The sequence below is a fragment of the Desulfoluna sp. HI9BLuna genome, from assembly GCF_056829775.1.
In genome coordinates, this window is sequence record NZ_CP186555.1 from 2,469,047 (window position 1) to 2,493,915 (window position 24,869).

17 protein-coding genes and 5 tRNA genes are annotated in these 24,869 nt (G+C 59.7%); 12 read left to right on the forward strand and 10 right to left on the reverse strand.

The genetic code is table 11. The annotated features are described in order from the left end of the window. Positions 1 to 46 precede the first annotated feature (46 nt). The 4 genes from ACOYW0_RS10025 to ACOYW0_RS10040 all read right to left on the reverse strand — a co-directional run bounded on the left by ACOYW0_RS10025 (position 47) and on the right by ACOYW0_RS10040 (position 513). Positions 47 to 123, reverse strand: a tRNA-Thr gene (locus ACOYW0_RS10025). Between the two features lie 35 nt (positions 124 to 158). After that, positions 159 to 234, reverse strand: a tRNA-Gly gene (locus ACOYW0_RS10030). Between the two features lie 97 nt (positions 235 to 331). Then, positions 332 to 416 (reverse strand) — tRNA-Tyr (locus ACOYW0_RS10035). Positions 417 to 437: 21 nt separating this feature from the next. Continuing rightward, positions 438 to 513: transfer RNA gene (locus tag ACOYW0_RS10040), tRNA-Thr, on the reverse strand. A gap of 398 nt (positions 514 to 911) precedes the next feature. On the opposite strand from ACOYW0_RS10040, the gene ACOYW0_RS10045 reads away from it, so the two are divergent. The 5 genes from ACOYW0_RS10045 (at position 912) to ACOYW0_RS10065 (ending at position 8,507) form a co-directional block, all read left to right on the forward strand. Beyond that, on the forward strand, positions 912 to 2,657 hold the full coding sequence (locus tag ACOYW0_RS10045; RefSeq protein WP_482418319.1) for a LysM peptidoglycan-binding domain-containing protein: 1,746 nt from the start codon (positions 912 to 914) through the stop codon (positions 2,655 to 2,657). Position 2,658: 1 nt separating this feature from the next. Next, positions 2,659 to 2,733, forward strand: a tRNA-Arg gene (locus tag ACOYW0_RS10050). Between the two features lie 269 nt (positions 2,734 to 3,002). Then, a complete protein-coding gene (locus ACOYW0_RS10055) occupies positions 3,003 to 5,030 on the forward strand; it encodes a TOL_0244 family TonB-dependent receptor (protein WP_482418320.1) in 2,028 nt (675 codons plus the stop codon). A 53-nt stretch (positions 5,031 to 5,083) separates the two neighbouring features. After that, positions 5,084 to 5,629: a TOL_0243 family YfiR-like periplasmic protein gene (locus tag ACOYW0_RS10060; RefSeq protein ID WP_482418321.1), complete on the forward strand. Its 546-nt coding sequence runs from the start codon at positions 5,084 to 5,086 to the stop codon at positions 5,627 to 5,629. Between the two features lie 19 nt (positions 5,630 to 5,648). Further along, entirely contained in the window at positions 5,649 to 8,507 is a 2,859-nt protein-coding gene (locus tag ACOYW0_RS10065; protein WP_482418322.1) for a response regulator, read from the forward strand. A 1-nt stretch (position 8,508) separates the two neighbouring features. On the opposite strand, the gene ACOYW0_RS10070 is transcribed toward ACOYW0_RS10065, so the two are convergent. Continuing rightward, a complete protein-coding gene (locus ACOYW0_RS10070) occupies positions 8,509 to 9,516 on the reverse strand; it encodes a response regulator (RefSeq protein WP_482418323.1) in 1,008 nt (335 codons plus the stop codon). A 445-nt stretch (positions 9,517 to 9,961) separates the two neighbouring features. Between ACOYW0_RS10070 and pyk the strand changes: the two genes are divergently transcribed. After that, positions 9,962 to 11,374, forward strand: coding sequence for a pyruvate kinase (gene pyk, locus ACOYW0_RS10075; protein WP_482418324.1), 1,413 nt, complete (start codon positions 9,962 to 9,964; stop codon positions 11,372 to 11,374). Positions 11,375 to 11,765: 391 nt separating this feature from the next. On the opposite strand, the gene trhA is transcribed toward pyk, so the two are convergent. Further along, complete coding sequence (gene trhA, locus ACOYW0_RS10080) at positions 11,766 to 12,425, reverse strand: PAQR family membrane homeostasis protein TrhA (protein ID WP_482418325.1); 660 nt, start codon at positions 12,423 to 12,425, stop codon at positions 11,766 to 11,768. A gap of 509 nt (positions 12,426 to 12,934) precedes the next feature. Beyond that, positions 12,935 to 13,648 (reverse strand): bifunctional demethylmenaquinone methyltransferase/2-methoxy-6-polyprenyl-1,4-benzoquinol methylase UbiE, encoded by a 714-nt coding sequence (gene ubiE / locus ACOYW0_RS10085; RefSeq protein WP_482418326.1) that lies wholly within the window; start codon positions 13,646 to 13,648, stop codon positions 12,935 to 12,937. 236 nt (positions 13,649 to 13,884) lie between these two features. On the opposite strand from ubiE, the gene dnaJ reads away from it, so the two are divergent. The 6 genes from dnaJ to ACOYW0_RS10115 all read left to right on the forward strand — a co-directional run bounded on the left by dnaJ (position 13,885) and on the right by ACOYW0_RS10115 (position 20,148). After that, positions 13,885 to 15,000 carry a molecular chaperone DnaJ gene (dnaJ, locus tag ACOYW0_RS10090; RefSeq protein WP_482418327.1) on the forward strand — a complete coding sequence of 372 codons (1,116 nt, stop codon included), beginning with the start codon at positions 13,885 to 13,887 and terminating at the stop codon, positions 14,998 to 15,000. Between the two features lie 14 nt (positions 15,001 to 15,014). Next, positions 15,015 to 15,386, forward strand: a complete 372-nt coding sequence (queD, locus tag ACOYW0_RS10095) for a 6-carboxytetrahydropterin synthase QueD (protein ID WP_482418328.1) — start codon at positions 15,015 to 15,017, stop codon at positions 15,384 to 15,386. Between the two features lie 25 nt (positions 15,387 to 15,411). Continuing rightward, on the forward strand, positions 15,412 to 16,170 hold the full coding sequence (hisA, locus tag ACOYW0_RS10100; RefSeq protein WP_482418329.1) for a phosphoribosylformimino-5-aminoimidazole carboxamide ribotide isomerase: 759 nt from the start codon (positions 15,412 to 15,414) through the stop codon (positions 16,168 to 16,170). Between the two features lie 289 nt (positions 16,171 to 16,459). Continuing rightward, positions 16,460 to 17,353, forward strand: coding sequence for an acyltransferase (locus ACOYW0_RS10105; RefSeq protein WP_482418330.1), 894 nt, complete (start codon positions 16,460 to 16,462; stop codon positions 17,351 to 17,353). Between the two features lie 545 nt (positions 17,354 to 17,898). Further along, positions 17,899 to 18,738 carry an MBL fold metallo-hydrolase gene (locus tag ACOYW0_RS10110; protein ID WP_482418331.1) on the forward strand — a complete coding sequence of 280 codons (840 nt, stop codon included), beginning with the start codon at positions 17,899 to 17,901 and terminating at the stop codon, positions 18,736 to 18,738. 408 nt (positions 18,739 to 19,146) lie between these two features. Beyond that, positions 19,147 to 20,148 carry an MBL fold metallo-hydrolase gene (locus ACOYW0_RS10115; RefSeq protein WP_482418332.1) on the forward strand — a complete coding sequence of 334 codons (1,002 nt, stop codon included), beginning with the start codon at positions 19,147 to 19,149 and terminating at the stop codon, positions 20,146 to 20,148. A gap of 437 nt (positions 20,149 to 20,585) precedes the next feature. Here ACOYW0_RS10115 and ACOYW0_RS10120 read toward each other — a convergent pair whose 3' ends face one another. From ACOYW0_RS10120 to ACOYW0_RS10130, 3 genes are all read right to left on the reverse strand, one after another. Next, positions 20,586 to 21,206: an indolepyruvate oxidoreductase subunit beta gene (locus ACOYW0_RS10120; protein WP_482418333.1), complete on the reverse strand. Its 621-nt coding sequence runs from the start codon at positions 21,204 to 21,206 to the stop codon at positions 20,586 to 20,588. Positions 21,207 to 21,623: 417 nt separating this feature from the next. Then, complete coding sequence (locus ACOYW0_RS10125; protein WP_482418334.1) at positions 21,624 to 23,564, reverse strand: thiamine pyrophosphate-dependent enzyme; 1,941 nt, start codon at positions 23,562 to 23,564, stop codon at positions 21,624 to 21,626. Continuing rightward, positions 23,561 to 24,706 carry a Coenzyme F420 hydrogenase/dehydrogenase, beta subunit C-terminal domain gene (locus tag ACOYW0_RS10130; RefSeq protein WP_482418335.1) on the reverse strand — a complete coding sequence of 382 codons (1,146 nt, stop codon included), beginning with the start codon at positions 24,704 to 24,706 and terminating at the stop codon, positions 23,561 to 23,563. The genes ACOYW0_RS10125 and ACOYW0_RS10130 overlap by 4 nt, the downstream gene beginning before the upstream one ends. Positions 24,707 to 24,869 lie beyond the last annotated feature (163 nt).

Here is a 24,869-nt window from a genome sequence, read left to right on the forward strand (position 1 = left end):
TTACTTACACCTGCCGCAATATCAGAAGGCTAAACACAAATCAGCGTGGAGCCCATGATCAGAGTCGAACTGATGAACCTCATCCTTACCAAGGATGCGCTCTACCAACTGAGCTACATGGGCTAAATCGCTGATTATGCGGCCGGGCAATAGCCAAATGGAGCGGGAGACGAGATTCGAACTCGCGACATTCAGCTTGGAAGGCTGAAGCTCTACCAACTGAGCTACTCCCGCCGACCTAACCGGTGTAAAACACCGGAAGCAAGTTTTATGCAGGCAGCCGTGTAGTCGCGGCCATTTGGCCTCCTACACCCGGCTTGCTTTTCCGGGATGGTGGTGGGGGGAGGATTTGAACCTCCGAAGGCTGAGCCGTCAGATTTACAGTCTGATCCCTTTGACCACTCGGGAACCCCACCATTTTTGGAACATGTTCTTTTTGGAGCCGGCACCCCGAATCGAACGGAGGACCATCTCATTACAAGTGAGACGCTCTGCCAACTGAGCTATGCCGGCTCGATTTGAAGACTGCCGTCGTCAAAGAACGAAGCCTTTTTACCCATGAGGCCATAATTTATCAATGCCGATTATAGGTGATTAGATGGAAATATTAGCCTCAAAGCCCAATTTATCTCCCAAAAGCTCCGTATTTCTCCCGCAAATGCGATTTTGCAAAAAACCAGCATGCCCACCGGACATCTTCGGACCTAATTGTCGGATATTACCATACAATTGGTTTTTTATCCCCTTAAATTTGTCTCCCCTTTTTTCCCGCTGCCGTCTCCTTTTTTCTTCGTCTGCCCGTAGCCGCTCACCGGGCTTCCACCCAAATCACTTGACACCTCCTGCCCAAGCCTGTAATTCCCCTGTATTCAGATAACAACAACTTACAGCCATATAAGAGCCAAAACCCTATGAAAAAGACCTCCCTTATCACATGCGCCTTCGTGCTGCTCACCACCGCATGCACAACGCCGACGGCCCCCCTCAATACCAAGGCGCCACGCTATCCTTATATAGGCATAGAAAAAACAGCGCCCGAGCCCACGGATTTCAACTTCGCCACCAACCGGCGCAATATCTCCCTGGAATTGCCTGAAGAAGCCCAGGAAGAGCTCCCCCTCTTCGACCATGCCATCGAGTACTGCAAGGCGGCCCAGTCATTCTGGGAAAAGGGCGACATGGACGGGGCCCTCTCCAGCCTTGACGAGGCCTACGGCCTGATCCTCAAGGTCGACACAGGCAACGATCCCCTGCTTCTCCAGCAGAAGGAGGACCTCCGGTTTACCATCTCACGCCGGATCCTTGAGATTTACACCTCCCGGGCCACCACCACCTCCTTTACGCGCAACGCCATCCCCATCACCATCAACCAGCAGGTGCAGCGGGAGATCGACATCTTCACCAAAAAGGACCGCCGCTTCTTTGCCGAATCCCTGAAACGATCCGGGCAGTACCGGCCCATGATGGTCAAAAAACTCCAGGAAGCCGGCCTGCCTGCCGAACTCTCCTGGCTGCCCCTGGTGGAGAGCGGGTACAAGGTCAAGGCCCTCTCTTCTGCCCGGGCCCTGGGTCTCTGGCAGTTCGTCCCATCCACGGGGTACATGTACGGCCTGAAGCGCACCACCTTCGTGGACGAGCGCCTGGACCCGGAAAAATCCACGGACGCCGCCATCGCCTACCTCGACAGGCTTCACAAGCTCTTCGGGGACTGGTCCACGGTCCTTGCGGCGTATAACTGCGGCGAGGGCCGGGTGCTGAAGATCATCCGCCGCCAGAACCTCAACTACCTGGACAACTTCTGGGACCTCTACTCCCGGCTTCCCTCGGAGACGGCCCGCTACGTGCCCAAGTTCATTGCCACGATCCACATCGTCAACAACCTTGAGAAGTACGGCTTCCACACCGTCACGCTGAACACGCCGCCCACGTTCGACACCGTCACCGTCAAAAAGCAGGTAAAACTCGCGGATGTGGCCAAGGCCATCGGCGCCCCCTACGCCACCCTCAAGCGCCTCAACCCCGAGCTGCGCTACGGCATCCTTCCCAAGGAGAGCTACAGCCTCCGGGTTCCCGTAGGCAAGAGCAAGGCCACCCTCACCGCCATGAGCTCCCTGAGGGTCTCCCTGCCGCCCCAGCGCGCCTTCGTCTACCACAAGGTCCGCCCGGGGGACACCCTCTCCACCCTGGCCAAGCGTTACGGCACCTCGGTAAAGGCCATCTCAAGGGCCAACGGCCTCTCCAACCGCCACATCATTGTGGCCGGAAAGAAGATCAAAATCCCCCAGCGGGGCTACACCACCAAGGGATATTACGCCAACACCGCCATCCCCAACGCCAAGCGCCCCACCAAGCATGTGGTGCGCAAGGGCGAGTCCCTCTGGCTCATTGCCAGAAAGTACGGCACAACCCCCACGGCGCTCAAGGAGACCAACCGTCTCTCCAGCAACACCCTCACCGTGGGCCAGGTCCTCAAACTGCCCAGCCCGGCTTCGCCCAAGGCCCGCCAGGCAAAAAAATCCGTCTATTATGTCAAACGCGGTGATAATCCCTTTACAATTGCCACAAAACATAATATCTCAGTCGCGAGATTGCTTGACCTGAATAACCTGACTTCAGGAAGCACCATCTATCCGGGTCAGCGTCTCTATATAGATTAGTGCCCCCATAGCTCAGTGGATAGAGCATTGGATTCCTAATCCATGTGCGCAAGTTCAATTCTTGCTGGGGGTACCATCCTATAAAAATATACGTAAGTTTCAAAGGGTTGGGACGATTGTCCCGACCCTTTTTGCGTTTGAAGCTGCCCGTTTCCCACCGCCTTCGCATTGCTGCCTGACCGTCCCCGTGGTATATTAACAAAGTTAGCGCATTTAACGCCCCTTACCCGGCACTTGTCTCCCGTTTCCTCTCCTCCGCCGGGCAGGTCAACATACCGCGGCCCATTGCCCTTCCCGCTGCCGCCCGTATGGTGCACCGACCACATCGGCAGCCTGGAGATCCCCATGAAAAAGTCACGCCCCCCACATTGTCGTGCCATCCTTGCGTGGACCCTCGCCATCGGGCTTTGCCTGGCCTTGCCGGCCGGTGCCACCGAAGACTTTACGGAACTCTCCATCGAAGAGCTCGCCAACATCGAGGTCACCTCGGTCTCCCGCAAGCCCCAGAAGCTCTCCCACGCCCCGTCAGCCATCTTCGTCATCACCTCCGATGATATCCGCAGGTCCGGGGTCACCAATATCCCGGATGCCCTGCGCATGGTCCCGGGCATCCAGGTGGCCCGCATCTCCTCAAGTAAATGGGCCATCACCGCCCGGGGGTTCAACAGCCAGTTCGCCAACAAACTCCTCGTCCAGATGGACGGCCGCACCCTCTACTCCCCCCTCTTTTCCGGGGTGTTCTGGGAAGACCAGACCACCCTTTTAGAGGACATCGACCGCATCGAGGTGATCCGGGGCCCCGGTGCCAGCCTCTGGGGAGCCAATGCCGTCAACGGCATCATCAACATCATCACCAAGACATCGGACAAAACCCAGGGGGCCCTTGCCACCAACCGCGTCGGTACCCTGGAACGCAGCGGCGGCGGTGCCCGCTACGGGGGCGAGGCCGGATCCAAAGGCCACTACCGCCTCTACGCCACCTACGCCAACCGGGATGAGTCCGTCAGCCCTGAAGGTGAGGGCAACGGCGACTCCTGGGACACCCTCCAGGGAGGCTTCCGCAGCGACCTTACCCCCACGGCCGATATGCGCCTCACCTTCCAGGGCGACGTTTACTCCGGGCGATTCAACGAGCGTACAAATCTCCCGTCCCTTTCCGCGCCATACACAACCTTGTACGAAAACGAAAACGACTCCAAGCACATGAACCTGCTGAGCCGGGTCACCCGCACCCTGTCCACCACCTCGGAGTTCACCTTCCAGGCCTACTACGACCGCTCGGAAAAAGAAGAGAACGACCTCTCCTGGGAAGGAGACCTTGCCGACCTCGACTTTCAGCACCGGTTCCAGCCCCTTTCAGGCCACGAAGTGATCTGGGGGTTTGGGTACCGTTATTATTCGGACACCATTGAATTCAGTGACAACTTTACCCTGGCCTCCCCATCCACCACCGACCATCTCATCAGCACCTTTCTCCAGGATGAAATCACCCTCACACCGTCGCTGCAGCTCACCCTGGGTACCAAGCTGGAACACAACGACTACACCGGAACGGAGATTCAGCCCAATGCCCGGATTCTCTGGGCACCCAATGCCATCCACAGCACCTGGTTTGCCGTCTCCCGGGCCGTTCGCACCCCCAACCGATCCGAAACCCAGATCCGGATCCGCCAGGCTGTTGTACCTCCGGGGACCCCGGTCAATCCCTCTCCCCTTCCCCTGGAAGTGCTCATCACAGGAGACGAGGACTTCGAATCCGAAAAACTCATCGCCTTAGAGGCCGGCTACCGCCTGACCCCGGATCCCGCCTTCTCCCTGGACCTGGCCCTCTTTTTCAACAGCTACGACGACCTCAGCGGCTACCTCACCGGCGAGCCGGTGCCGGACCCGGGGGCCGACCCGCCCCGCGTCACCCTGGAGACCTCCATCAACAACGGCATGGAGGGACACACCTGGGGCCTGGAGGTTGCTTCCAACTGGGCGCCCCGTCCCAACTGGCGGCTCCAGGCCTCCGGCACCCTCTTCCAGGCCAGCTACGACACCAAGTCCGGCTACGCGGGGAGTTTTTCCGATGACACCGACGACGCCGCGCCCAAGGTCCAGTTCTCCCTGCGGTCCGGCCTGGACCTCTCACCGAAGGTGACCCTGGACCTCTGGCTCCGTCACATGGACGACATCCAGGAGGGGCGCGTGGATGCCTACACCGAACTCGACGCGCGCCTCGCCTGGAAACCGACTAAGGGCGTTGAGCTCTCCGTCACCGGGCAGAACCTCCTCCACGAAAGCCACGCAGAGTTCGCCGAGTCCCTTTTGTGGGTCGCGCCCACGGAAGTGGAGCGTTCCGTCCACGCCCAGGCGACCCTGGCCTTTTAACCCCAAACGCGGCAGGCCCCGTTTCGCGGTATTCCGCACGTTTTCTCAAGGTCATGAACAGCAAGCAACGCCTCACCATCACCGTTCTTGTCTTCTGCATCGCTCTTTTCAGCGTGGGGCCTGCCCGTGTGTCTGCGGAGCCGGCAACGGAGAGCCGCATCAAAGCGGCTTATCTCCTGAACTTTGCCCGGTTCGTGACCTGGCCCGAAGAGGCCTTTGACAACAGCGTGGCTCCCATCGTGCTCTGTGTTCTCGGTGACGACCCCATTGATTCGGCCCTGCCCACCATCCAGTACAAACGGGTCCAGGACCGCCCCCTGGAAATCCGCCATATCAACACCCTAGGGGAGTTGCCACGCTGCCACATGCTCTTTGTGGGGGAGACAACCCCGAAAACCATCCAGCAGATCCTTGCGGCCATCGGGACCCGGCCCATCCTGACCGTCAGCAGCCTCCCGGGATTCTCCAGCCGGGGGGGCATGCTCACCTTTATCAAGACGGAAAACAAAATCCGTTTTGAAGTCAACCTGTCCACCACCCGGACAGCGGGACTCGCCATCAGTTCCCGCCTGCTCAAGCTCGCCCGGCTGGTGCCCTAACACAGATACAGGCGACCCCATGCTCACCTACTTCAAAGCCCTGCCCCTCCGGCAGAAACTCGTGGCCCTGATGACCCTTATCTCAGGCTTCATCCTTATTCTGGCCACCTTGCTGCTGCTGGCCACCGAGGCCTTTACGTCTCGACAGGAGATGCACAACAACCTCTCCATGCTGGCCCGCATCATCGGATACAACTCCGTGGCCCCCCTCACCTTCAACGACACCAAGGTGGCAAGGGAAAACCTGGAGGGGCTCTCCGTGGACCCCAGCCTGGACCGGGCCCGCATCCACAAACCCGACGGGACCCTCTTTGCCCAGTACCGGCGTCTTCCGCCGCCCTCCCAGGCCCCGGAGTCCGCTCCGCCCCACCGCCTGCTAAACGACCTTCCCTTTCCTGCCACCCACATTGAGGTGAAAGAAGAGATTCGCTTCGACGGTGAGCTCCTAGGCACCGTCACCCTGCAGGCAGACCTCACCCGGGTCTACCGCCGACTCCTCTTCTACCTGGCCGCAGCTATGGGAATCCTGGCCCTCTCCATTTTTGCCGCCTACACCATCTCCTCTCGCCTCCAGGTTATCGTCTCCGGACCGATCCTGGAGCTCACCGGCATGATGAGCGAAGTCTCGGAGGGAAAAAACTACGCGGTCAGAGCCGTCAAGCACACAGAAGATGAAATCGGCCTGCTCATGGAGGGGTTCAACGACATGCTGAGCCAGATCCAGCGCCGGGATGCCGAGCTCCTGAAACAGCATGAGGGCCTGGAGGAGACCGTGGCCCTGCGCACCGCAGAGCTCCGGCAGACCGTGGCGGACCTCAAGGACGCCAAGGCCGCCACCGAGGCCGCCAACTTCCACTTAAGGGAAGCCATCCACAACGCCAAGGACCTGGCCCGGGCCGCCGAAGCGGCCAACCGGGCCAAGAGCCGCTTCCTGGCCAATATGAGCCACGAAATCCGCACCCCCATGAACGGCGTCATGGGCATGACCCGGCTCCTCATGGGCACCCCCCTGTCCGAAGAGCAGACCCACCGGGTACACACCATCCAGAAAAGCGCAGATGCCCTGCTGACAATCATCAACGACATCCTGGACTTCTCGAAGATCGAGTCGGGCAAGCTGGAGCTGGAGGCCATCGACTTTGACCTTCTGACCATGCTGGAAAACATCAACGACATCATGGCGGTCAAGGCCCAGTCCAAGGGCCTTGAGTACATCTTCCGCATGGACCACGACGTCCCCTTGCGCCTCTCCGGGGACCCGTCCCGCCTGCGGCAGGTACTGATGAACCTCATCAGCAACGCCATCAAGTTCACGGCTAAAGGCGAGGTGCTCATCCACGTCACCCGGTGCACCGAGCGGGAAGGGGCCTCCCGGATGAAAATCCCCCTGTGGTTCGCTGTCTCCGATACGGGCATCGGCATCCCCGAAGAGGCCCGCGACAACCTGTTCTCTCCCTTTACCCAGGCCGACGTCTCCACCACCCGACGGTTCGGCGGTACAGGGCTGGGGCTCTCCATCTCCAGACAGCTCATCACCCTCATGGGTGGTGAGATCGGGGTGGAGAGCGAGGAGGGCAAAGGGAGCACCTTCTGGTTTACCGTGATGCTGGACGCCTGCCCACGCGAAGGAAGCTTCTGCATGACCCCGGCAGCCGATATCCGCGGCTGCCGCATCCTGCTGGTGGACGACAACAAGAGCAGCCGAAAGGCCCTGAAAAGCCAGCTGGAGGCCTGGCACTGCCGCACCGACGAAGCGCCCAGCGGAGAGGCGGCCCTTGACCTGCTCGTTTCAGCCATCCACCGCGATCCCTATGCCATCGCCGTCATCGACAGCGACATGCCGGACATGGACGGCGAAACCCTGGGCAGGCGCATCCGGGCCCACGGGTCCCTGCAGGGGCTCTCCCTCATTTTCATGGCCACCCTCTGGCAGCGGGGCGATGCCAGCCGCTTCAAATCCGCTGGTTTCGACGCCTACTTCACCAAGCCCTACAAGCGCTCTCAACTCTACAACTGCCTGGCCACGCTCCTGGGAGGAACCCCCGTGGAGAACCAGCCCGAGAAGCCGTTTCTCACCCGCCACACCATGGCCGAGCTTTCGCGGCGCAACCACCGGATCCTCCTGGTGGAAGACTTCCCCATCAACCAGGAGGTGGCCCTGGGCATCCTGGAGAGCTACGGTTTCCGGGCCGATGTGGCGGAAAACGGTCTCCAGGCCGTCAAAGCCATGGAAACCACCGCCTACGACCTCGTCTTCATGGACCTCCAGATGCCGGAGATGGACGGATTTGAGGCCACCCGCGTGGTGCGGGATCCCCAGTCGGCAGTCATGCGCCACGATGTCCCCATCGTTGCCATGACAGCCAACGCCATGGAAGGGGACCGGGAAAAATGCCTCAAGGCGGGCATGAACGACCACATCCCAAAACCCATCCTGCCCGAAGCGGTGTATCACGCCCTGCAGACCTACCTCCTGACCCCTCCCCGCCCCCAGGCCCAGCCGTCCCTGCCGGAACCCCGGGAAAAGGAGAAGCCCCCGGAAGAACTCCTGCTTTTTGACCGGGAAGATCTCCTCCTGCGTATCCAGGGCAACACCCGGCTGCTGGACAAACTCATCACCCTTTTTCTTGAAAAAACACCCCAGGAGCTGGAGCGCCTGAGGGAAGCCGTGGCCCAAGGGGATCCCGAACCCATCCGTGCACAGGCCCACAAAATGAAGGGGTACTTTGCCAACATCTCGGCCAAGCGGCTGGAACAGCTGGCCGCAACCCTTCAAAACACAGCGGAAAAAGGAGATGTAAAGGCGTGCGCCGACCATGCGGCAGCCATTGAGGAGGGGGTGGAACGGTTTGTGAAATGCCTGGAGGAAGGCATGTAGCTTACATGCCCCGGCCCTGACTCTTCACGATGGCCTGGAACGTCTCTTCCAGCGCCAGGAAGGCCTCCACCACATAAGGGTCGAACTGGGTGCCGTCCCCTTCCATGATGAGGTTTTTGGCCACATCGTGGCTGTAGGCAGGCTTGTACACCCGCTTGGAGATAAGGGCGTCGTAGACGTCGGCAAGGCTGAAGATACGTGCAGCCAGGGGGATGTCCCGCCCTTTGAGGCCCCTGGGGTAACCGGTGCCGTCAAAGCGTTCATGGTGACACAGGGCGATATCCCGGGCGACTCGAAGAAAAGAGGCGTGGGGGGCCACCTTGAGGACGGAGTTAAGGGTGGCGGCCCCTTCGGTGGTGTGGCGTTTCATGATCTCAAACTCCGCATCGGTGAGGCGCCCGGGTTTGAGGAGCACGTAATCGGGTATGGCCACCTTGCCGATATCGTGCAGGGGGGTGGTGAGGTACATGTTCTCAATAAAGGCGGTGTCGATCTCCCCGCTTAACGGTCCTTCGGCCCCCATGCGAACGGCCAGGGCACGGGAGAACCCCCGCACCCGTTCCAGGTGAGCCCCGGTTTCTGGATCCCGGGACTCGGCCAGCTTGGCCAGGGCAAAAATCGTCATGTTGCTCGCCTCAAGGGACATGAGACGCAATCCGGAGCGCAACCTCACCTCCAGCTCCGCGGGATGAAAGGGCTTGGACATAAAGTCGTCGGCCCCGGCCTCCAGCCCCTCCACCACGTTGGCCGTGCCCCCACGGCTGGTAACCATGATGATGTAGACATAGTGCCCGATGCTGTCCTGGCGGATGCGCCGGGTCAACTCCAGGCCGTCCATGTCCGGCATCTCCCAATCGGTGATCACAATGCGGCACTCCCCATGGTCCCGAAGGTAGGCCAGGGCCTCACTCCCGTTCTCGCGCACAGCCACCTCATACCCCGTACGGTTCAACGCCTCTTTCAGAAGTTCCACGGAGAGGATCTCGTCATCCACGACCAGTACATTCATCGGCTTGTCTCTCTGATGGGTTGTTGTAAGTGAAGGCTGAGCCCCAAAGGCGGCGCTTGCAGCCGGGGGCCTGGGTGTCGGATTGTGTCTGGAGGGGCTGCCGTGCAGGCGGGGTGTGCCGAAGGCCTGGGGACACGAGGGGCAAAAGAGGAATACCCGTCTGAACGATACCTGTTTTTTTACTCTACCACAAAACAGCGGTTACCCATAGGGTAATCAACGGATTAGCACCACCTGCGCGCCCCTCCGATGACCCGGGCTCAACCCGGATGATCCCTGGGGGAGCCGGGAAGAAAGAACCGTTTTCATTTGATAACGCTTCCTGTAGAGTAACCTAAGGAATCAAGGCAGCCGCAGCCTCGCCCTGCCCCGGCAATGCCGCGGGCACGACGCGGGACGCCTCGGATTGCGGCAAAACCCAGATGACGGACAAGGCGGGTAACCTGTGCAAAAAAAGACAAAAATCGTAGCAACGATCTCCAACTTGAAATGTGATGTGGACTTTTTACGTGAGCTCTACGACGCCGGGATGAACGTGGTGCGCCTCAACACGGCCCACATGACCACGGACGACGCCCAAAAGGTCATCGACAACGTCCGGGCCGTTTCCGAAAACCTGGCCATCATGGTGGACACCAAGGGGCCGGAGATCCGAACCGTGGCCATGGACGAAGGCCTGCCCGTCATCGCAGGCGACCTCATCGACGTGCGGGGTGATGCAAGCGGCACCTCAAAGCCCGGCCTTCTTTGCGTTTCGTACAACGACCTGGCCGCAGACGTCCCCGTGGGAAGCCAGCTCCTCATCGATGACGGTGACATCGCCCTGGCCGTCACCGGCAAAACCGACACCACCCTCCACTGCACCGTGGAAAACGACGGCACCATCAAAGGGCGCAAGAGCATCAACATCCCGGATGTCACCATCAACCTGCCCGCCCTCACCGAAAAAGACATCGCCTTTGTCAAGTACTCCGCAGAACAGGACGTAGACTTCATCGCCCACTCCTTTGTCCGTAAAAAAGAGGACGTTCAGGCCGTTCAGGAGATCCTCGATGCCATGGACAGCGACGTCAAAATCATCGCCAAAATCGAAAACCAGGAGGGGCTGGACAACATCGACGAGATCCTGGACCACGCCTTCGGCGCCATGATCGCCAGGGGGGACCTGGCCATCGAGATCCCGGCCGAGCGGATCCCCCTCATCCAGAAGCGCCTCGTCAAAAAGTGCGTGGAGAAGAGAAAACCGGTCATCATCGCCACCCAGATGCTCCACTCCATGATTCACGCCCCGCGTCCCACCAGGGCCGAAGTCTCGGACGTTGGCAACGCCTGCCTGGACGGCACCGACGCCATCATGCTCTCCGGTGAAACCGCCAACGGCAAGTACCCGGTGGAGGCGGTCCAGACCATGGCCCGCATCGCCCTGGAGGTGGAGGAGAGCCGCAGCACCTTCAACGACACCCCCTACACACCGGAAAGTATCACCACAGACTACCTCACCAAGGCCGCGGTGAAGGCTGCCCTTCGCCTTCCCACCAAAGCCATCGTGGCCGATACCCTCACCGGGCGCACCATCAGGGGCCTGGCCGCTTACCGTGGGGAAAACCCCATCTACGCCCAGTGCTACAGCAAACGGGTGATGCGGGAACTCGCCCTCTCCTTCGGGGTCCTCGGGAGCTACATGAAACTGAACCAAACCACCAACGAGTTCCTCCACGAAGCCCTCACCCGCCTCCTGTCCAGGGGCTCCTTCAGCCAGGAGGACCTCATTGTCGTCCTGGCCGGTCACTTCGGTGCGGCAAACGGCGCCTCCTTCGTGGAGATCAGCACCGCCCAGAACCTGTTGAGCAGGGGATAATCCCCAGGTTCGCACATGCTCCGGGCCTTCGGCCCTTCTCATTTTTCTGACGGGCTTCGCCCGTGAGAATCACACCAGACACAAAGAGCCATGGGACGTCCTTCCCATGGCTCTTTGTGTTTGGTTGTAAGTAACTATTCAGCTCAAAAAAAACAGCCTCCGGCGGCAAGGTGTGCCACCTTGAAAGCAGATAGCAGATGTGTTTTGCCCCTCGTTCCTCGGGTCAAATCACATCTGCCTTTAAAGTAAAAATTCACTCAAAAAGTTTTTTTAAAACCTGTTTGTTAAACCCGCCTTTATAAAATCAGGCAAACGTTTAGCCCCCGGCAGGGCCGCCGGAGGCATAAGCTGAATAGTTACGGTTGTAAAACGGATAAATGATCAGCCCCTTTCAGCTGAAAACGGGGATCACATAGAAGAGTACGGCGAAAAAGTGGAGGATGCTGCCTGTCAGCACGAAAAGGTGCCAGATGGCATGGTTGAAGGGGAGTTTCTCCCAGGCATAGAAGACGATGCCGAAGGTATAGGCGAGACCTCCGAGAGTCAAAAAAATAAGCCCCCCCGTGGGCAACGAGGAGAGAAGCGGTTTGACCGCAACAACCACCGACCACCCCATCCCTGCATAGAGCCCGAGGGAAAGGGCCTCCCAGCGATGGATGGAGATGATCTTCAAGACAATGCCCACAAGGGCTGCACCCCAGACGGCCCCGAAGAGAACCCAGCCCCAGGCGCCGCGAAGGCTCACCAGGGTAAAAGGGGTGTAGGTGCCTGCGATGAGAAGATAAATGGCGGAGTGGTCAAAAACCCGAAACACGGATTTCAAGCGGGGAACGGTGACGCTGTGGTAGAGGGTGGAAAAGGTATAGAGCAGAACAAGAGCCGCCCCGAAGACGCTGCAGCCGACGATATGCCAGGCATCCCCGTAAAGGGCGGCGAAGGTGGTCATGATGCACAACGCCGAGATCCCGAAAAGAATCCCCACGCCGTGGGTAATGCTGTTGGCGAGCTCCTCGCCGGCACTGTAGCAGGGCAACGCCGCAACTGCACTCATTGTCTCCTCCCGATAAAAGCCTTGGGGCAGGTGTAACCCGTTAAATCAATGGGAAAGATTACACCCTGGCCCGATTTATCGCAAGAAAAAATGCCCCAAAAAAACAGGGTAACTGTTCAGCTCAAAAAAAGAGCCTCCGGCGGCAAGGTGGGGGCACCTTGAAACCCTGAGGCGAATGCATGGAGGCAACTACTCTGCCTGCGTTATCGAGGCATTCGCGTGATGTGCGACAACTGGCAACCGCCTTTGCAGGGGAGGTCCATTTCATTCTTCTAAAAACACGATGAAGAACCTTTGGGACTCGCTTGACGTTAACCGGAATAACGCCGGCGGCAAGGTGCGCCACCTTGAAAGCAGGGTGCGGATGTGACCCTCGTTCCTCGGGTCACATCACATCCGCCTTTAAAAAAGCATTCATGCACATTTTTTGTATCTATTCAGCGGCGGAGCCTGGAAGCCTGTTTGTCAGACGTTTCAAAAATTTGCCCCCCGGCAGGGCCGCCGGAGGCTTACGCTTTTTTCCCTGTGAAAAGGGTCACGATGCCGAAGGTCATGGGGCGGGCGTGGACCTCCGAGAACCCGGCCTCAGCCATGATGGCCTTGAACTCCTCGTGGCTGGGGAACTTCAGGACCGACTCGGGCAGGTAGGTGTAGGCCCCCCTGTTTTTGGAAAAGAGCCCGCCGATGACGGGAAGGATTTTCTGAAAATAGAGAAGGTAAAGACTTTTCAGGACCTTGTTGGTGGGGGTGGTGAGCTCCAGAACAGCCACACGCCCCTCCTTTTTAAGGCAGCGGTGGAACTCGGTGAGGGCACCCTTGCGGTCCATGATGTTGCGGATACCGAAGGCGATGGTCACGGCGTCAAAAGCATCGTCAAAGCTGGGCAGGGCCAGGCCGTTGCCCTGGGCCAGGGTAATGGCCTTTCCGTGGGGCTCTTCCGCCACCTTGGCCTTGCCCAAAGCCAGCATGTTGAAGGAGAAATCCGTGGCCACCACGGAAAGGCGCCCCTGGGTTCTTCGCACCGCCTCGATGGCCATGTCGCAGGTGCCGCAGGCCACGTCGAGCATTTTTTTTCCGCGTCCGTTGCCAAGCTTGAGAGAGGCAATGGCCCTGCGCCTCCAGATCACGTCCTGGTACAGGCTCAGGCTCCGATTCAACACATCGTACTTCGGGGCAATGGCGTCAAACATCTCCCGAATGAAGGGCAGCTCTACATTATTCATTGACAACACCAAATTCTGATTTAATTTAGTCCATGGTTCTGCCGACATGGGAGGGGTGCGCCCTGTATGAACGTCACCTGATGGTGGCGGAACCACGCCGACGGCCGAGCCCCATATTCCGGGCAGCCTAAAGGGATGACCCCGCGCCCGCAAAGGGCGTATCGCAGGACCAAGCCATCGAAATTATCACAATTGGTCAACCGTGACAACCTGTTGGAAGCGTATCGGAAATATACATGACGACGAAAAGAGACTACTACGAAATCCTCGACGTCGATCGCGAGGCAAGTGCCGAAGAGCTGAAAAAGAAATACCGCAAGCTGGCACTGAAATACCACCCCGACCGAAACCCCGGGGACAAGGAAGCCGAGGATAAATTCAAAGAGGCGGCCGAAGCCTACGACGTCCTCACCGACCCCAAAAAACGCCAGATCTACGACCAGTACGGCCACCAGGGCCTTGAAGGCAACGGCTTCTCCGGCTCCGGCGGGTTTGACGACATCTTCTCCAGCTTCGGCGACATCTTCGAAGACTTCTTCGGCATGGGCGGCGGAGGCCGGGGACGCGGACGCGGCAGAAGCCGGGTCCAGCGCGGGGCCGACCTGCGTTACGACCTCACCATCGATTTTGAAGAGGCCGCCTTCGGCACGGAAAAAGAGATCAAGCTGGACAAGCGCCAGACCTGCACCACCTGTGAAGGCAACGGCTGCAAGCCCGGCACCGAACCCGAGGTCTGCCATCTCTGCAAGGGCACGGGCCAGCACACCCAGAGCCAGGGATTTTTCACGGTGCGCTCCACCTGTCCGGCCTGCCAGGGCCGCGGCAAAACCATCAAGACCCCCTGCCCCGACTGCAACGGCCGCGGCCAGGTGGCCGTGAGCAAGACCGTCTCCCTGAAGATCCCGGCCGGCGTCGACACCGACTCCCGCCTGCGCCTCACCAGCGAAGGGGAAGCCAGCCCCAACGGCGGCCCCGCAGGAGACCTCTACGTCTTCATCTCCGTGCGCCCCCACAAGCACTTCCAGCGCAACGGCAACGACATCATCTGCCTGGTGGAGATCTCCTTTATCCAGGCAGCCCTTGGAGCCACCATCACCATCCCCACCCTGGAAGGCGAAGAGTCCCTCAAGATCCCGGCAGGGACCCAGTACGCCGAGACCTTCCGCTTCCCCGGCAAAGGCATTCCGTCCCTGCGGGGCGGCAGGCGCGGGGACCAGATCATCCAGGTGGAGATCACCACCCCCAAGAAAATCTCCAAAAAGCAGGAGAAGCTCCTCCGGGAATTTGAAAAGCTCGATTCGGAAAAGTTCACCAACAGGCTGAAGAACCTCCTCAAGGGGTCTGGCTACTAAACGAAGGAGAGCCCATGTTTGAATTGAAAGTCACCACCCGTTTTGCCGCTGCCCACCGCCTCACCATGGTGGGCGAACAGTGTGAGAACCTCCATGGCCACAACTGGCACGTGGAAGTGTACGTTCAGGGAGAAAAGCTGGACAAAGGCGGGGTCCTCATGGACTTCGGCATCGTCAAAAAAGAGCTGAAAGAGGTGATCGATACCCTGGATCACACCTACCTGAACGAGTCGGACATCTTCAAGGACGCGCCCCCCTCCTCCGAGCACATTGCCATGTACATCGCAAAAGAGCTCGACCGCAGAATCGACGTGGACGGGGTCAAGGTCTCCCGTGTCTCGGCCTGGGAATCTGAAAACTCCTGCGCCACCTACATCGCCGACTGATCGCACCCCAACGGGACAGGAGACCATGAAATTCAGACCGTGCATCGACCTCCACCAGGGGGTCGTCAAGCAGATCGTGGGCGGCACGTTGACAGACTCGGACGAGTCGCCCACCACCAACTTTTCCGCCACCCGGCCCGCCTCCTGGTTTGCCGAGCTCTACCGCAAGGACAACCTCACCGGCGGCCACGTCATCCAGCTGGGCCCGGGCAACAAAGACGCGGCCTGCGGTGCCCTTGCCGCCTGGCCCGGCGGATTGCAGGTGGGCGGCGGCATCACATGCGACAACGCTGTCTCCTGGCTTGACCGGGGGGCTGCAGCCGTCATCGTCACCTCCCACGTCTTCCACGACGGCCGCATCGACGAAGAGCGCCTGGCCAAACTGGTCAAGACCGTGGGCAAAGAGCGACTCGTCCTGGACCTGAGCTGCCGGCGCAGCGACGAAGGCTACCGCATCGTCACCGACCGCTGGCAGACCTGGACCGATGAGGTGATCACCCTCCCCCTGCTGGACCGCCTGGCAGACTCCTGCCATGAGTTCCTCATCCACGGCGTGGACGTGGAGGGCATGGTCTCGGGCATTGAAGAGCCCCTGGTGGAACTCCTTGGGAAATGGGGGAAGCGCCCCGTCACCTACGCAGGGGGAATCCGCTCCCTGTCGGACATCGAGACCATCGACACCCTGGGCAACGGGGCCATCGACTTCACCGTGGGAAGCGCCCTGGACATCTTCGGGGGCGACGCCCTGGCCTACGAGACCCTGAGCCAGCGCTACAGCACCTGACACGCCTTTGTACAAATCGTGCAAACCAACCTGCTTGGTTTGCACACCCCATTCCCCTTTCCGTCCCGAAACCAGCCGTCACCCCATCGTGAACCCCCTGCATTTCCGAAGCATCCCACCGACATACGCACCAGGCACAAAGTTTGCATAAACCTGTTGCCGAACCCCGGCCGGTCAGCCTGCACCACAGGCCCGTCCGCGCCATCACCGGACCCGTCACGCATGGGCGAACGAGGTGTCCGAAACCGGCCTGTCACCAAGGCCCACAACCCCACGGAGGTCACCGACCATGAGATCCATTCTGCCCGGCCCCATCAGGGGGGTCCTCGCTTTTCTGCTTTACTTTCTCAACTCCATTGTCACCATTGTGCCCCTGGTGACCGTTGCCATCACCAAGCTGGTGATCCCCTTCTCCTTCTGGCAACGAGCCTCCCGGAAGATCCTGGATGTGCTGGCCACAAACTGGATCGACGTCAACACCTTCAACATGAGGCTCATGCAGAACATCGACCTGGAAGTCACCGGAACCGAAGGCCTCAAAAGGGACATGTGGTACCTTGTCATCAGCAACCACCAGAGCTGGGTGGACATCCTCATCCTCCAGAGGGTCCTCAACCGCAAAATCCCCTTTCTGAAGTTTTTCCTCAAAAAGGAGCTCATCTGGGTCCCCATCATGGGCCTCGCCTGGTGGGCCATGGACTTTCCCTTTATGAAGCGCTACTCCAAAGAGCAGCTCAAAAAACACCCCCACCTCAAGGGAAAAGACATCGAGGTCACCCGAAAGGCCTGCGAAAAGTACAAAACCATCCCCGTCTCCATCGTCAACTTTGTGGAGGGCACCCGCTTCACCCCGGGCAAACACACCCGGCAAAGCTCCCCCTTCACCCACCTGCTCAAACCCAAGGCCGGGGGCGTCGCCTTTGTCCTGGGTTCCATAGGCGAGCTTATGACGGGCATCGTCAACGTCACCATCGTCTACCCCAACGGGACCAAGAGCTTCTGGGAATACCTCTGCGGTAAGATCGACGCCGTCAAGGTCCACGTGGAGCTCATGGAGGTCACCGACGACATCATCGGCTCCTACGAAAACGATCCCGACTTCCGCGCCCACTTCCAGACCTGGATCAACGGCGTCTGGGAGGCAAAAGACCGACGCATCGACCAACTGCGCAAAGCAGCATAAAAACCGAGATGCCTCCGGCGGCCCTGCCGGGGGCCAAACTTTTGCCCGATTTTATGAGTCGGGTTCGACAAACAGGTGTTAAGCAAGTCTTTCCAGGCTCCGCCGAAATAATTTCCACTTTTTGCATTACAAAAGTTTTTTGCGGAGCTTTTTTTCAAAAAAGCGACCCGCCGGAGGCAAGCTGAATAGTTACTGCCGTTTTAAATGCAGATGTGATTTGACCCGAGGAACGAGGGGCAAATCACATCTGCTGTCAGCTTTCAAGGTGGCACCTTGCCGCCGGAGGCTGTTTTTTAGAGCTGAACAGTTACGGGATTTTTTCCTTCCTGACGTCCCCCATGGCCACATGCCACGCCCCATTCTCCTCAGACCCATCCAACACTCTGCTTCCACAGCCGGCCGACGCTCCTCATTCAGCCCCCCTGAGGTAACATTATCTATGGCCCATATTCAGCTATTTACAGGCTAAATCAAGTAGGATACGGTTTTTCAGGACGGACCGGAAGGTGATGTGGAGCAACTCTTTTTTACCGGGGAGACAAACGATGGAATTCGGTGGTTACAGGTGTCATGGGGTGGAGATGTGCGATTTTCTTCTGGACGGAGGCGCCATGTTCGGGGTGGTGCCCAAGCCCCTCTGGGAAAAAAAGATCGCCTCGGACGACAAAAACCGCATCCCGCTCAAGGCGCGGTCCCTGCTCCTTCGCGGCAACGGCCGCAACATCCTGGTGGACACCGGCTGCGGCACGAAGTTCAGTGACAAAGAGCTTGCCATCTACGGGGTCACGTCCACCCGCAGCCCGGACCAAGCGCTGAGCGACTTCGGCCTCTCCACGGCGGAGATCACCGACGTCATCCTCACCCACCTTCACTTCGACCACGCAGGGGGCACCACCTTTCTCAAGGACGGCAAGGCTGTCCCTACCTTTCCCAACGCCACCTACTACACCCAGAAACGCCAGCTCAACTGGGCCAAGCACCCCACCTTGAGGGATCGGGCCAGCTTTTTTGCCGACAACTGGGCGCCCATGGAAAAAAGCGGGCAACTCACGGTCCTGGACGGCAACACCCTGCCCATCGACGGTATCGACCTGCTCTTCTCCGACGGCCACACCTGCGGCCAGCAGCTCCCCCTCATCCACGACGAGAAGGGCGCCCTTCTCTACTGCGGCGACCTGATCCCCACCTCGGCCCACATCCCGGTCCCCTGGCACATGGGCTACGACAACCAGCCCCTGCTCATCATGTCCGAAAAGGAGAACGTCCTTAAACACGCCGTTGCCGGCAACTGGACCCTCTTTTTCGAACACGACCCAGCCATCGCCGCGGCCACCGTCAAAGAGGGCCGCAAAGGGATCGAAAGAGACCGGGTCGTAGAAATATAATAATACGAGGTAACGATTCAGCGCCAAAAAGCCTCCGGCGGCCCTGCCGGGGGCCAAACTTTTATAAAGTTTGACAAACAGGTTTTTAAATCTCCCAACATCTTGGAAGTAGTCCGGTTAAAACTGATTATCAACGGGTTACGATAACGCATCCTGGTCCTCCAAGGTTTGTGGGATAGTTTGTACAATCCACCAGCTTACGTATCGGGCGAAGCCCGGGCCGAAGGCGCGTGCGCATTTTTCTGAGGAACGAAGGAAAATGCGCACGCGCAATCAGCTTTCGAGGTGGCTCCACCTCGCCGCCGGAGGCTGTTTTTTGAAGCTGAATAATCACAAAACAAACTGCTTTACCACGGACGTATACCTTACGCGTCATTGTTAAACCCCACACCAGCCCCGGAGGCGCCCATGCTCACCTTCATGCTCACGGTTATGATCATCCTCGCCCTGATCCTCCTTACCCCCCTGGCCCTGCTCAAGATCAAGCTCGCCCGCGGCATCAAGCGGCAGCAGATGGAGAATGCCGCGTATCGGGCACCAAAGCTCGACGCTTCCAATGGGGTCTCCTCCCTCACCGTGCTGCCCCTGGTGGACTACCACGCAGCCGAGCCCGGCCTATCCACCGAAGCCGGGGTCTCCTACCTCGTCACGGCTGGCGACACGAAGATCCTCCTGGACGTGGGCGCCAATGAAAAGGGGGAGCACCCCTCTCCTCTGCTGGCCAATGCCGAAGCCCTCGGCGTGGATTTAAACACCCTCGACGCCCTGGTCCTCAGCCACCTCCACCGGGACCACGTGGGGGGCATCCCCGAAGAGAAGGAGAAACGGTTCTCTTTTTCCCAAGGGCCCTTTTCCATGGCCGACCTCCCTGTCTACACCCCGGAGCCCCTCACCGGTCACCTGCCCGAGGGGTGCCGTCCCGTCACCGTCACCGAACCCCGGGAGATCGCGCCGGGTGTCTGGTCCCTGGGCCCCATGGGCCGGTCCCTGTTTTTCATGGGCTATACCCTGGAACAGGCCCTGGCCGTCCACGTTAAGGGCAAGGGCATGGCCCTTATTATCGGCTGCGGCCACCCCACCATTGAGGGCCTCATCGAACGCTGTGAAGCCCTTTTTCCCCACCCTGTTTTTGCTGTCATCGGCGGGCTCCACTACCCCATCCGCGGAGGACGCATCAAGGTAGGCCCAGTGAACATCCAGAAATACGTGGGCTCCGACAGAATGCCGTGGAACGGCCTCACCGAAGCCGACGTGCGAAGCGGCATCGAAACCATCAAAAAAGCAGGTGCCACCACCGTGGGCCTCTCTCCCCACGACAGCTGCGACTGGAGCCTGGACCAATTCCGAAAGGCCTTTGGCAAGGGCTATGCCGAAGTGCAGGTGGGGCGCCCCATTGCCCTGTCTCAATAGAACCCTTCAGGATTCAAAAAACAAGCCTCCGGCGACAAGGTGTGCCGCCTTGAAAGCAGATTGCGAATGCGCTTTGATCATCGTTTGGTCCATCGGCCTGTTACCCCCCCCCCGAACACCCTTGTGCCCTGGAGCGCCTCACTCCTGAGGCGTTGTTAAGCCGAACAATCATTCTATGCGCATAAAAAAACCGCTTGGTGAGACTTTTTTATCCACCCGGCGGCATCGGGTGACTCCAATGGAGTCACCCGGATCTTTTTATCCATTTTCCCATCCCTGCCCTTCAGGTCCCCAAAAAGGCCAAAAGCCCCGTTACTCATGGTTCCATAAATTATTTTCCCATCTTGGCACGGACTGTGTATTAGGTAAGGGTACTCCCACACAGGGAGTTTCTTCATCATATTCTCCTATCGTTCACAGCTTGGTGGGGGGGACGCTCAGCCGGAAACGGCCGCGACCCCCACATCAAATGCTGTGAGATTCTGAGCCAGTGTCTCCCCGTCAAACCGCTTTTCCGCAGCCCCTTCAAACAGCTCCCGCGCCAGGGGAAGTTCACCGGTACCCGCCAGGGCACCTGCCATGATGACGTTGCCCAGCACCGGCGCTCCGATCTTAACGGCTTCTTCCGTGGCATTGAGAAACCAGGCAGCCTCTGTCATCTCCAGGATCCAGCCCCTGATCTCCCCATCCGAGGGGTAACTGAGCTGCCCGGAGATCACCCCCACCGGCAGAAAAGGACGCGTATTGGTGATCACCTTCACCTGACGGTTCCCAAAATCCTTTAGCACCCGAATCGCCTCGGAGGGCTCCATGGAAACAACCATGTGCGCCTTGCCCAACGGAATCTGCGGCGACCAGCTGCACCGGGCGGAAATACGAAGGTGACTCATCACCGAGCCCCCACGCTGGGACGCCCCGAAGGTCTCCCCGATGGTAACAAAAAAACCCTGGGCCGCCAGCATGGAGCCGATGGTCCGCGACGTCATCACGTTGCCCTGCCCGCCCACCCCCGCAACAATCAAATTGTACGGATCATGGGGAAGTCCTCTGCCATCCATATGCTCTCCTCTGTCCGCAATACAGGTTCAAAAAAAGCCTGCCTCCGGCGGCCAGGGGATTTTTAGCCTAAGTGGCTTCGCCACCCCTGGACCCCAGGTTCGGGAATGCTCTTTCGCCTTCATTCCTCAGGCCCATCACATTCCCTGACGGGCTTCGCCCGTGCTGAGTACCGAAGGCAAAGGGCAACACCCTGGATCAGGGATCCTTAACATTCCAAAACTCCGCCTTGGAATGAAGGAATGAAACCGTAGCCACACCCCTCCAAACCTTGTGATAATACCAGTAAAATCTCCGGTTTTGGAGGCGGGCGCAGCCCGCGGCGAATGCCTCTGCGCTTTGTCCTGAGGAACGAAGGGCAAAGCGCAGAGGCAATCAGCTTTCGAGGTGGCACACCTCGCCGCCGGAGGCACGCTTTTTCACAGGCTTTCTGCCACATCCCTCCGGATGGCGCCCACAGGGCATATATCCGCGCAGACGCCACAGCCGGTGCAGACCACCTCATCGATGCGGGCTGTGCCTTTTTCTTTGTCCCAGACAAGGCCTGGGCAGGCAAAGACCCGGGTGCAGAGGCGGTTGCATCCGCAGGTTTCTCCCAGACATGCGGACTCGTCCACGCTCATCTCCCAGGCTTTGGTGCGTTTTTTTTCAGGGCTCAGGGCGCAGGCCTGCTTGAGAACCAGAACGCCCACGCCCTCCTGATCCATGAGGTCAAAGAGGGTCTCCCGGGTGGTGGCCACCTCAAAGGAATCGGCCACGCTGACGCGTGCTCCCATGGCTTTGCACACTGCGGGGATATCAATGGAGAGAGCGGGGCTTCCCATGGCATCGATGCCAAGGCCCGGATGGGGCTGGAAGCCTGTCATGGCCGTGCCGCTGTTGTCCAGGACCACGAGGGTCAGGTTGGCCTGGTGGTGGATGGCGTTGGCAAGGGGGGGAAGAATGGAGTGAAAAAAGGTGCTGTCCCCGCAGACCGAGAGCACGGGCTGGTCCATGCCAAAGGGAGAGAGCTTGCCGAACCCGCTTGCCACCCCGGTGCCGGAGCCCATGGCGTGGAGGGTCTTGAGGGTCGAGAACCCTGCCGGGAGTACGGCCATGGAGTAGCAGCCGATGTCTCCACAGACAAAGCCGTTGCGGTTGTCCATGGACAGGGCCGTATTGATGGACCAGAAGGAGGCGCGATGGGGACAGCCCGGGCAAAAGGTGGCCTCCCGGTTGGGGGAACCCATGAAGGACACCTCGGTGGCCCGCTGGGCGTAGGCTGCTTCCAGGCCTTCATAGGGAATCTCCAGGATGGTGGACAGGGCCCCTACCACGCGGTCCGAGTTCATCTCCCCGGTGGAGGCGAGGTTCCCCTCTTTTTTACCAAAAAATTGTTTAACGCCGATCTCCCCTGCGGACTCGGCGGCCAGGATCTTGATCTCCCCTTCCAGGAACGGAAGCACCTCTTCCACCACCAGGACCTTTTCAGCAGAGGCCAGGTGTTTTTTCACCAGGGCCTCGGGCAGGGGCCAGGTGGTGCCGAGCTTAAGGATCCCCACCCTTTCTTCCGCTTTGAGAAGGCTCACGGCCTCCCTGCTGTAGAGACCACAGACCGAACTGGTGATGATGAGCAGCTCCGGGTTCTCCGGGCCTTCGTAGGTGTTGAAGGGGGAGGTTTCAAAAAGGACCCGGGCCTTTTCGAGTTTCTCCTGCTGCTGGCCGTGTTTCCACTCCACGGGCGGGCTCATCACCACCCCTTCCATGGGGTCGATGATAAACCCGTCGTGGGTAAATCGCGCCCTCTTTTCTGTCTCCTGCATATCTCCCATCACCACGGTGCCGCTGGCATGGGAGAGCCGGGTCACGGTCCGCAGCAGCACCACGTTGCGAAGGGTTTCGGAGAGCTCGAAGGCCCAGGCCGTCATCTCCCTGGCCTCCTGGACATCCCCCGGCTCCAGCAGAGGCACCTCCATGAGTTTGGCGTAGGGCCGGGTCTCCCCCTCGTTGACGCTGGAAAGCGCCCCGGGATCGTCGGCGGAGACCAGCACCATGCCCCCCCGGGTACCGGAGCCCGACAAATGAAGCAGGTAGTCTGAGGCCACATTGAGGCCCGGCTGCTTCATCACAGCCAGGGCCCGCAGCCCGGCAAAAGAGGCGGCAGACGCCACCTCCAGGGCCACCTTCTCGTTCACCGACCACTCCACATAGAGCCCTTCGGATTCAGCCGACTCCGAAAGGGTCTCGATGATCTCAGACGACGGGGTTCCCGGGTAGCCTGCGGCCACGGCCACCCCTGCCTCCAGGGCCCCACGGACAATGGCTTCGTTTCCCATGCAGAGCCGGCGGGTTCCCGGCCTCTCTTCATGTAGATGGCTCATCGCTCCTCCCTGGCGCCTGGGGTCGGTGCCCCCCGGCCCATGATCTTGTCCACGACGGCAGGGGCAAGGCGAAACATCGACGCCCCCTCCTCACTGTTGAGCCCTCCTTCGTCACGGGCCTTTTCCATGGCCCGGGCCTTTTTGACTGCTGCGGCCTCCATGAGGCGGTCTGCCTGAGCCGGGTCCACTGGCGTGGTGTCGAGGTAGCCCCTGCTGACAGCCATTTCAACCAGGGCATCCCCCACCTCGGTGCGGCAGATAAGAAGGTTCCAGGAGGTATCCCCTTCCATGGCTCCCACGGAGAGATCGGTGAACTCTGCGGTCATGTCCGGACAGACCCGGCAGCCGTCCGGGATGGCTTTACGAATGGTCTCCAGGGGAAGATTCACGGTACCGTTCGAGGTGTGAAGGGAAAACACCGAGGCAGGGGGTGGGGGCACGTCCATGCCGGTAACGGACTCAGGGGCTACCCCGTCGGGAATCAGGCCGGAAAAGAGGCGAGCGTCCAGCGCCCAGGTACAGAAAAGGCCGATGGTCAGGGCCACTGGATCGGTTTCAGAGCGGTCCAGGGGGTCGCACCGCATCTGTCCCACCGAGGTGACCTGACAAGGAGTCCCCACCACGGCGATGCGCCGAAACCCTTCGGCAACAGCCTCGTGAACCGCCGCCACCGTGGGGGATGCCATGTACTTGGAGGAGGCACAGGCCAGAACTCCGGCCACGTCGGTGACCACGCGGGGCCGGGGCATCAGCCCCTTGCGATCGGTAAGGGCGGCGGCATCGATGAGACCGGTATCAAGGGCCAGGGCCAGAAGGGAAGAGACGGTCCCCCCGTTCTGGTACGGCGCCCTGCCCGCCATCTTCTTTCCGGCACGGGCCTTGACCATGCGAAGAAAGCGGCCTGCGGGCTCACCGGTGTAATGGCCCCCGGGAAGCTTTTTGCTTACGGCGTCCAGGTCCACTTCCGCCCTGGGGCAGTGGGCATGGCACCTCCCCTTCTCGAGGTTGCAGTCGAAAAGCATGGCCACGCGCCCCTTATGGCTCCGAAAATAGGGACAGAGCCCCACGCAGCCACCGCAATCCACACACAGCCCCTTGTCCAGGACATCACGCACCAGCTCCATCCCTCCGCGAATCTCCATGGCAGTCTCCCTTGCATCGCACAAACGGGTGAATCGAAACCAGTTCTCCGGTTCCACGGAACAGGGGCCGGACGTGAGCCGTTGGCCCTCGATTGTTCGACATTATCAAACAGCGTATATCATTATAAAAAAAGTATACGGGCATCCCATTTTTCCTGTCAAC

Coding starts and splice junctions, on each gene's coding strand:
- ACOYW0_RS10130 (WP_482418335.1), bottom strand. CDS start 24,706: ATGGAGATTCGCGGAGGGATGGAGCTGGTGCGTGATGTCCTGGACAAG.
- trhA (WP_482418325.1), bottom strand. CDS start 12,425: ATGAGTGCAGTTGCGGCGTTGCCCTGCTACAGTGCCGGCGAGGAGCTC.
- ACOYW0_RS10110 (WP_482418331.1), top strand. CDS start 17,899: ATGGAATTCGGTGGTTACAGGTGTCATGGGGTGGAGATGTGCGATTTT.
- ACOYW0_RS10055 (WP_482418320.1), top strand. CDS start 3,003: ATGAAAAAGTCACGCCCCCCACATTGTCGTGCCATCCTTGCGTGGACC.
- ACOYW0_RS10105 (WP_482418330.1), top strand. CDS start 16,460: ATGAGATCCATTCTGCCCGGCCCCATCAGGGGGGTCCTCGCTTTTCTG.
- ACOYW0_RS10065 (WP_482418322.1), top strand. CDS start 5,649: ATGCTCACCTACTTCAAAGCCCTGCCCCTCCGGCAGAAACTCGTGGCC.
- ACOYW0_RS10120 (WP_482418333.1), bottom strand. CDS start 21,206: ATGGATGGCAGAGGACTTCCCCATGATCCGTACAATTTGATTGTTGCG.
- ACOYW0_RS10125 (WP_482418334.1), bottom strand. CDS start 23,564: ATGAGCCATCTACATGAAGAGAGGCCGGGAACCCGCCGGCTCTGCATG.
- ACOYW0_RS10045 (WP_482418319.1), top strand. CDS start 912: ATGAAAAAGACCTCCCTTATCACATGCGCCTTCGTGCTGCTCACCACC.
- ACOYW0_RS10060 (WP_482418321.1), top strand. CDS start 5,084: ATGAACAGCAAGCAACGCCTCACCATCACCGTTCTTGTCTTCTGCATC.
- dnaJ (WP_482418327.1), top strand. CDS start 13,885: ATGACGACGAAAAGAGACTACTACGAAATCCTCGACGTCGATCGCGAG.
- ACOYW0_RS10070 (WP_482418323.1), bottom strand. CDS start 9,516: ATGAATGTACTGGTCGTGGATGACGAGATCCTCTCCGTGGAACTTCTG.
- queD (WP_482418328.1), top strand. CDS start 15,015: ATGTTTGAATTGAAAGTCACCACCCGTTTTGCCGCTGCCCACCGCCTC.
- hisA (WP_482418329.1), top strand. CDS start 15,412: ATGAAATTCAGACCGTGCATCGACCTCCACCAGGGGGTCGTCAAGCAG.
- ACOYW0_RS10115 (WP_482418332.1), top strand. CDS start 19,147: ATGCTCACCTTCATGCTCACGGTTATGATCATCCTCGCCCTGATCCTC.
- ubiE (WP_482418326.1), bottom strand. CDS start 13,648: ATGAATAATGTAGAGCTGCCCTTCATTCGGGAGATGTTTGACGCCATT.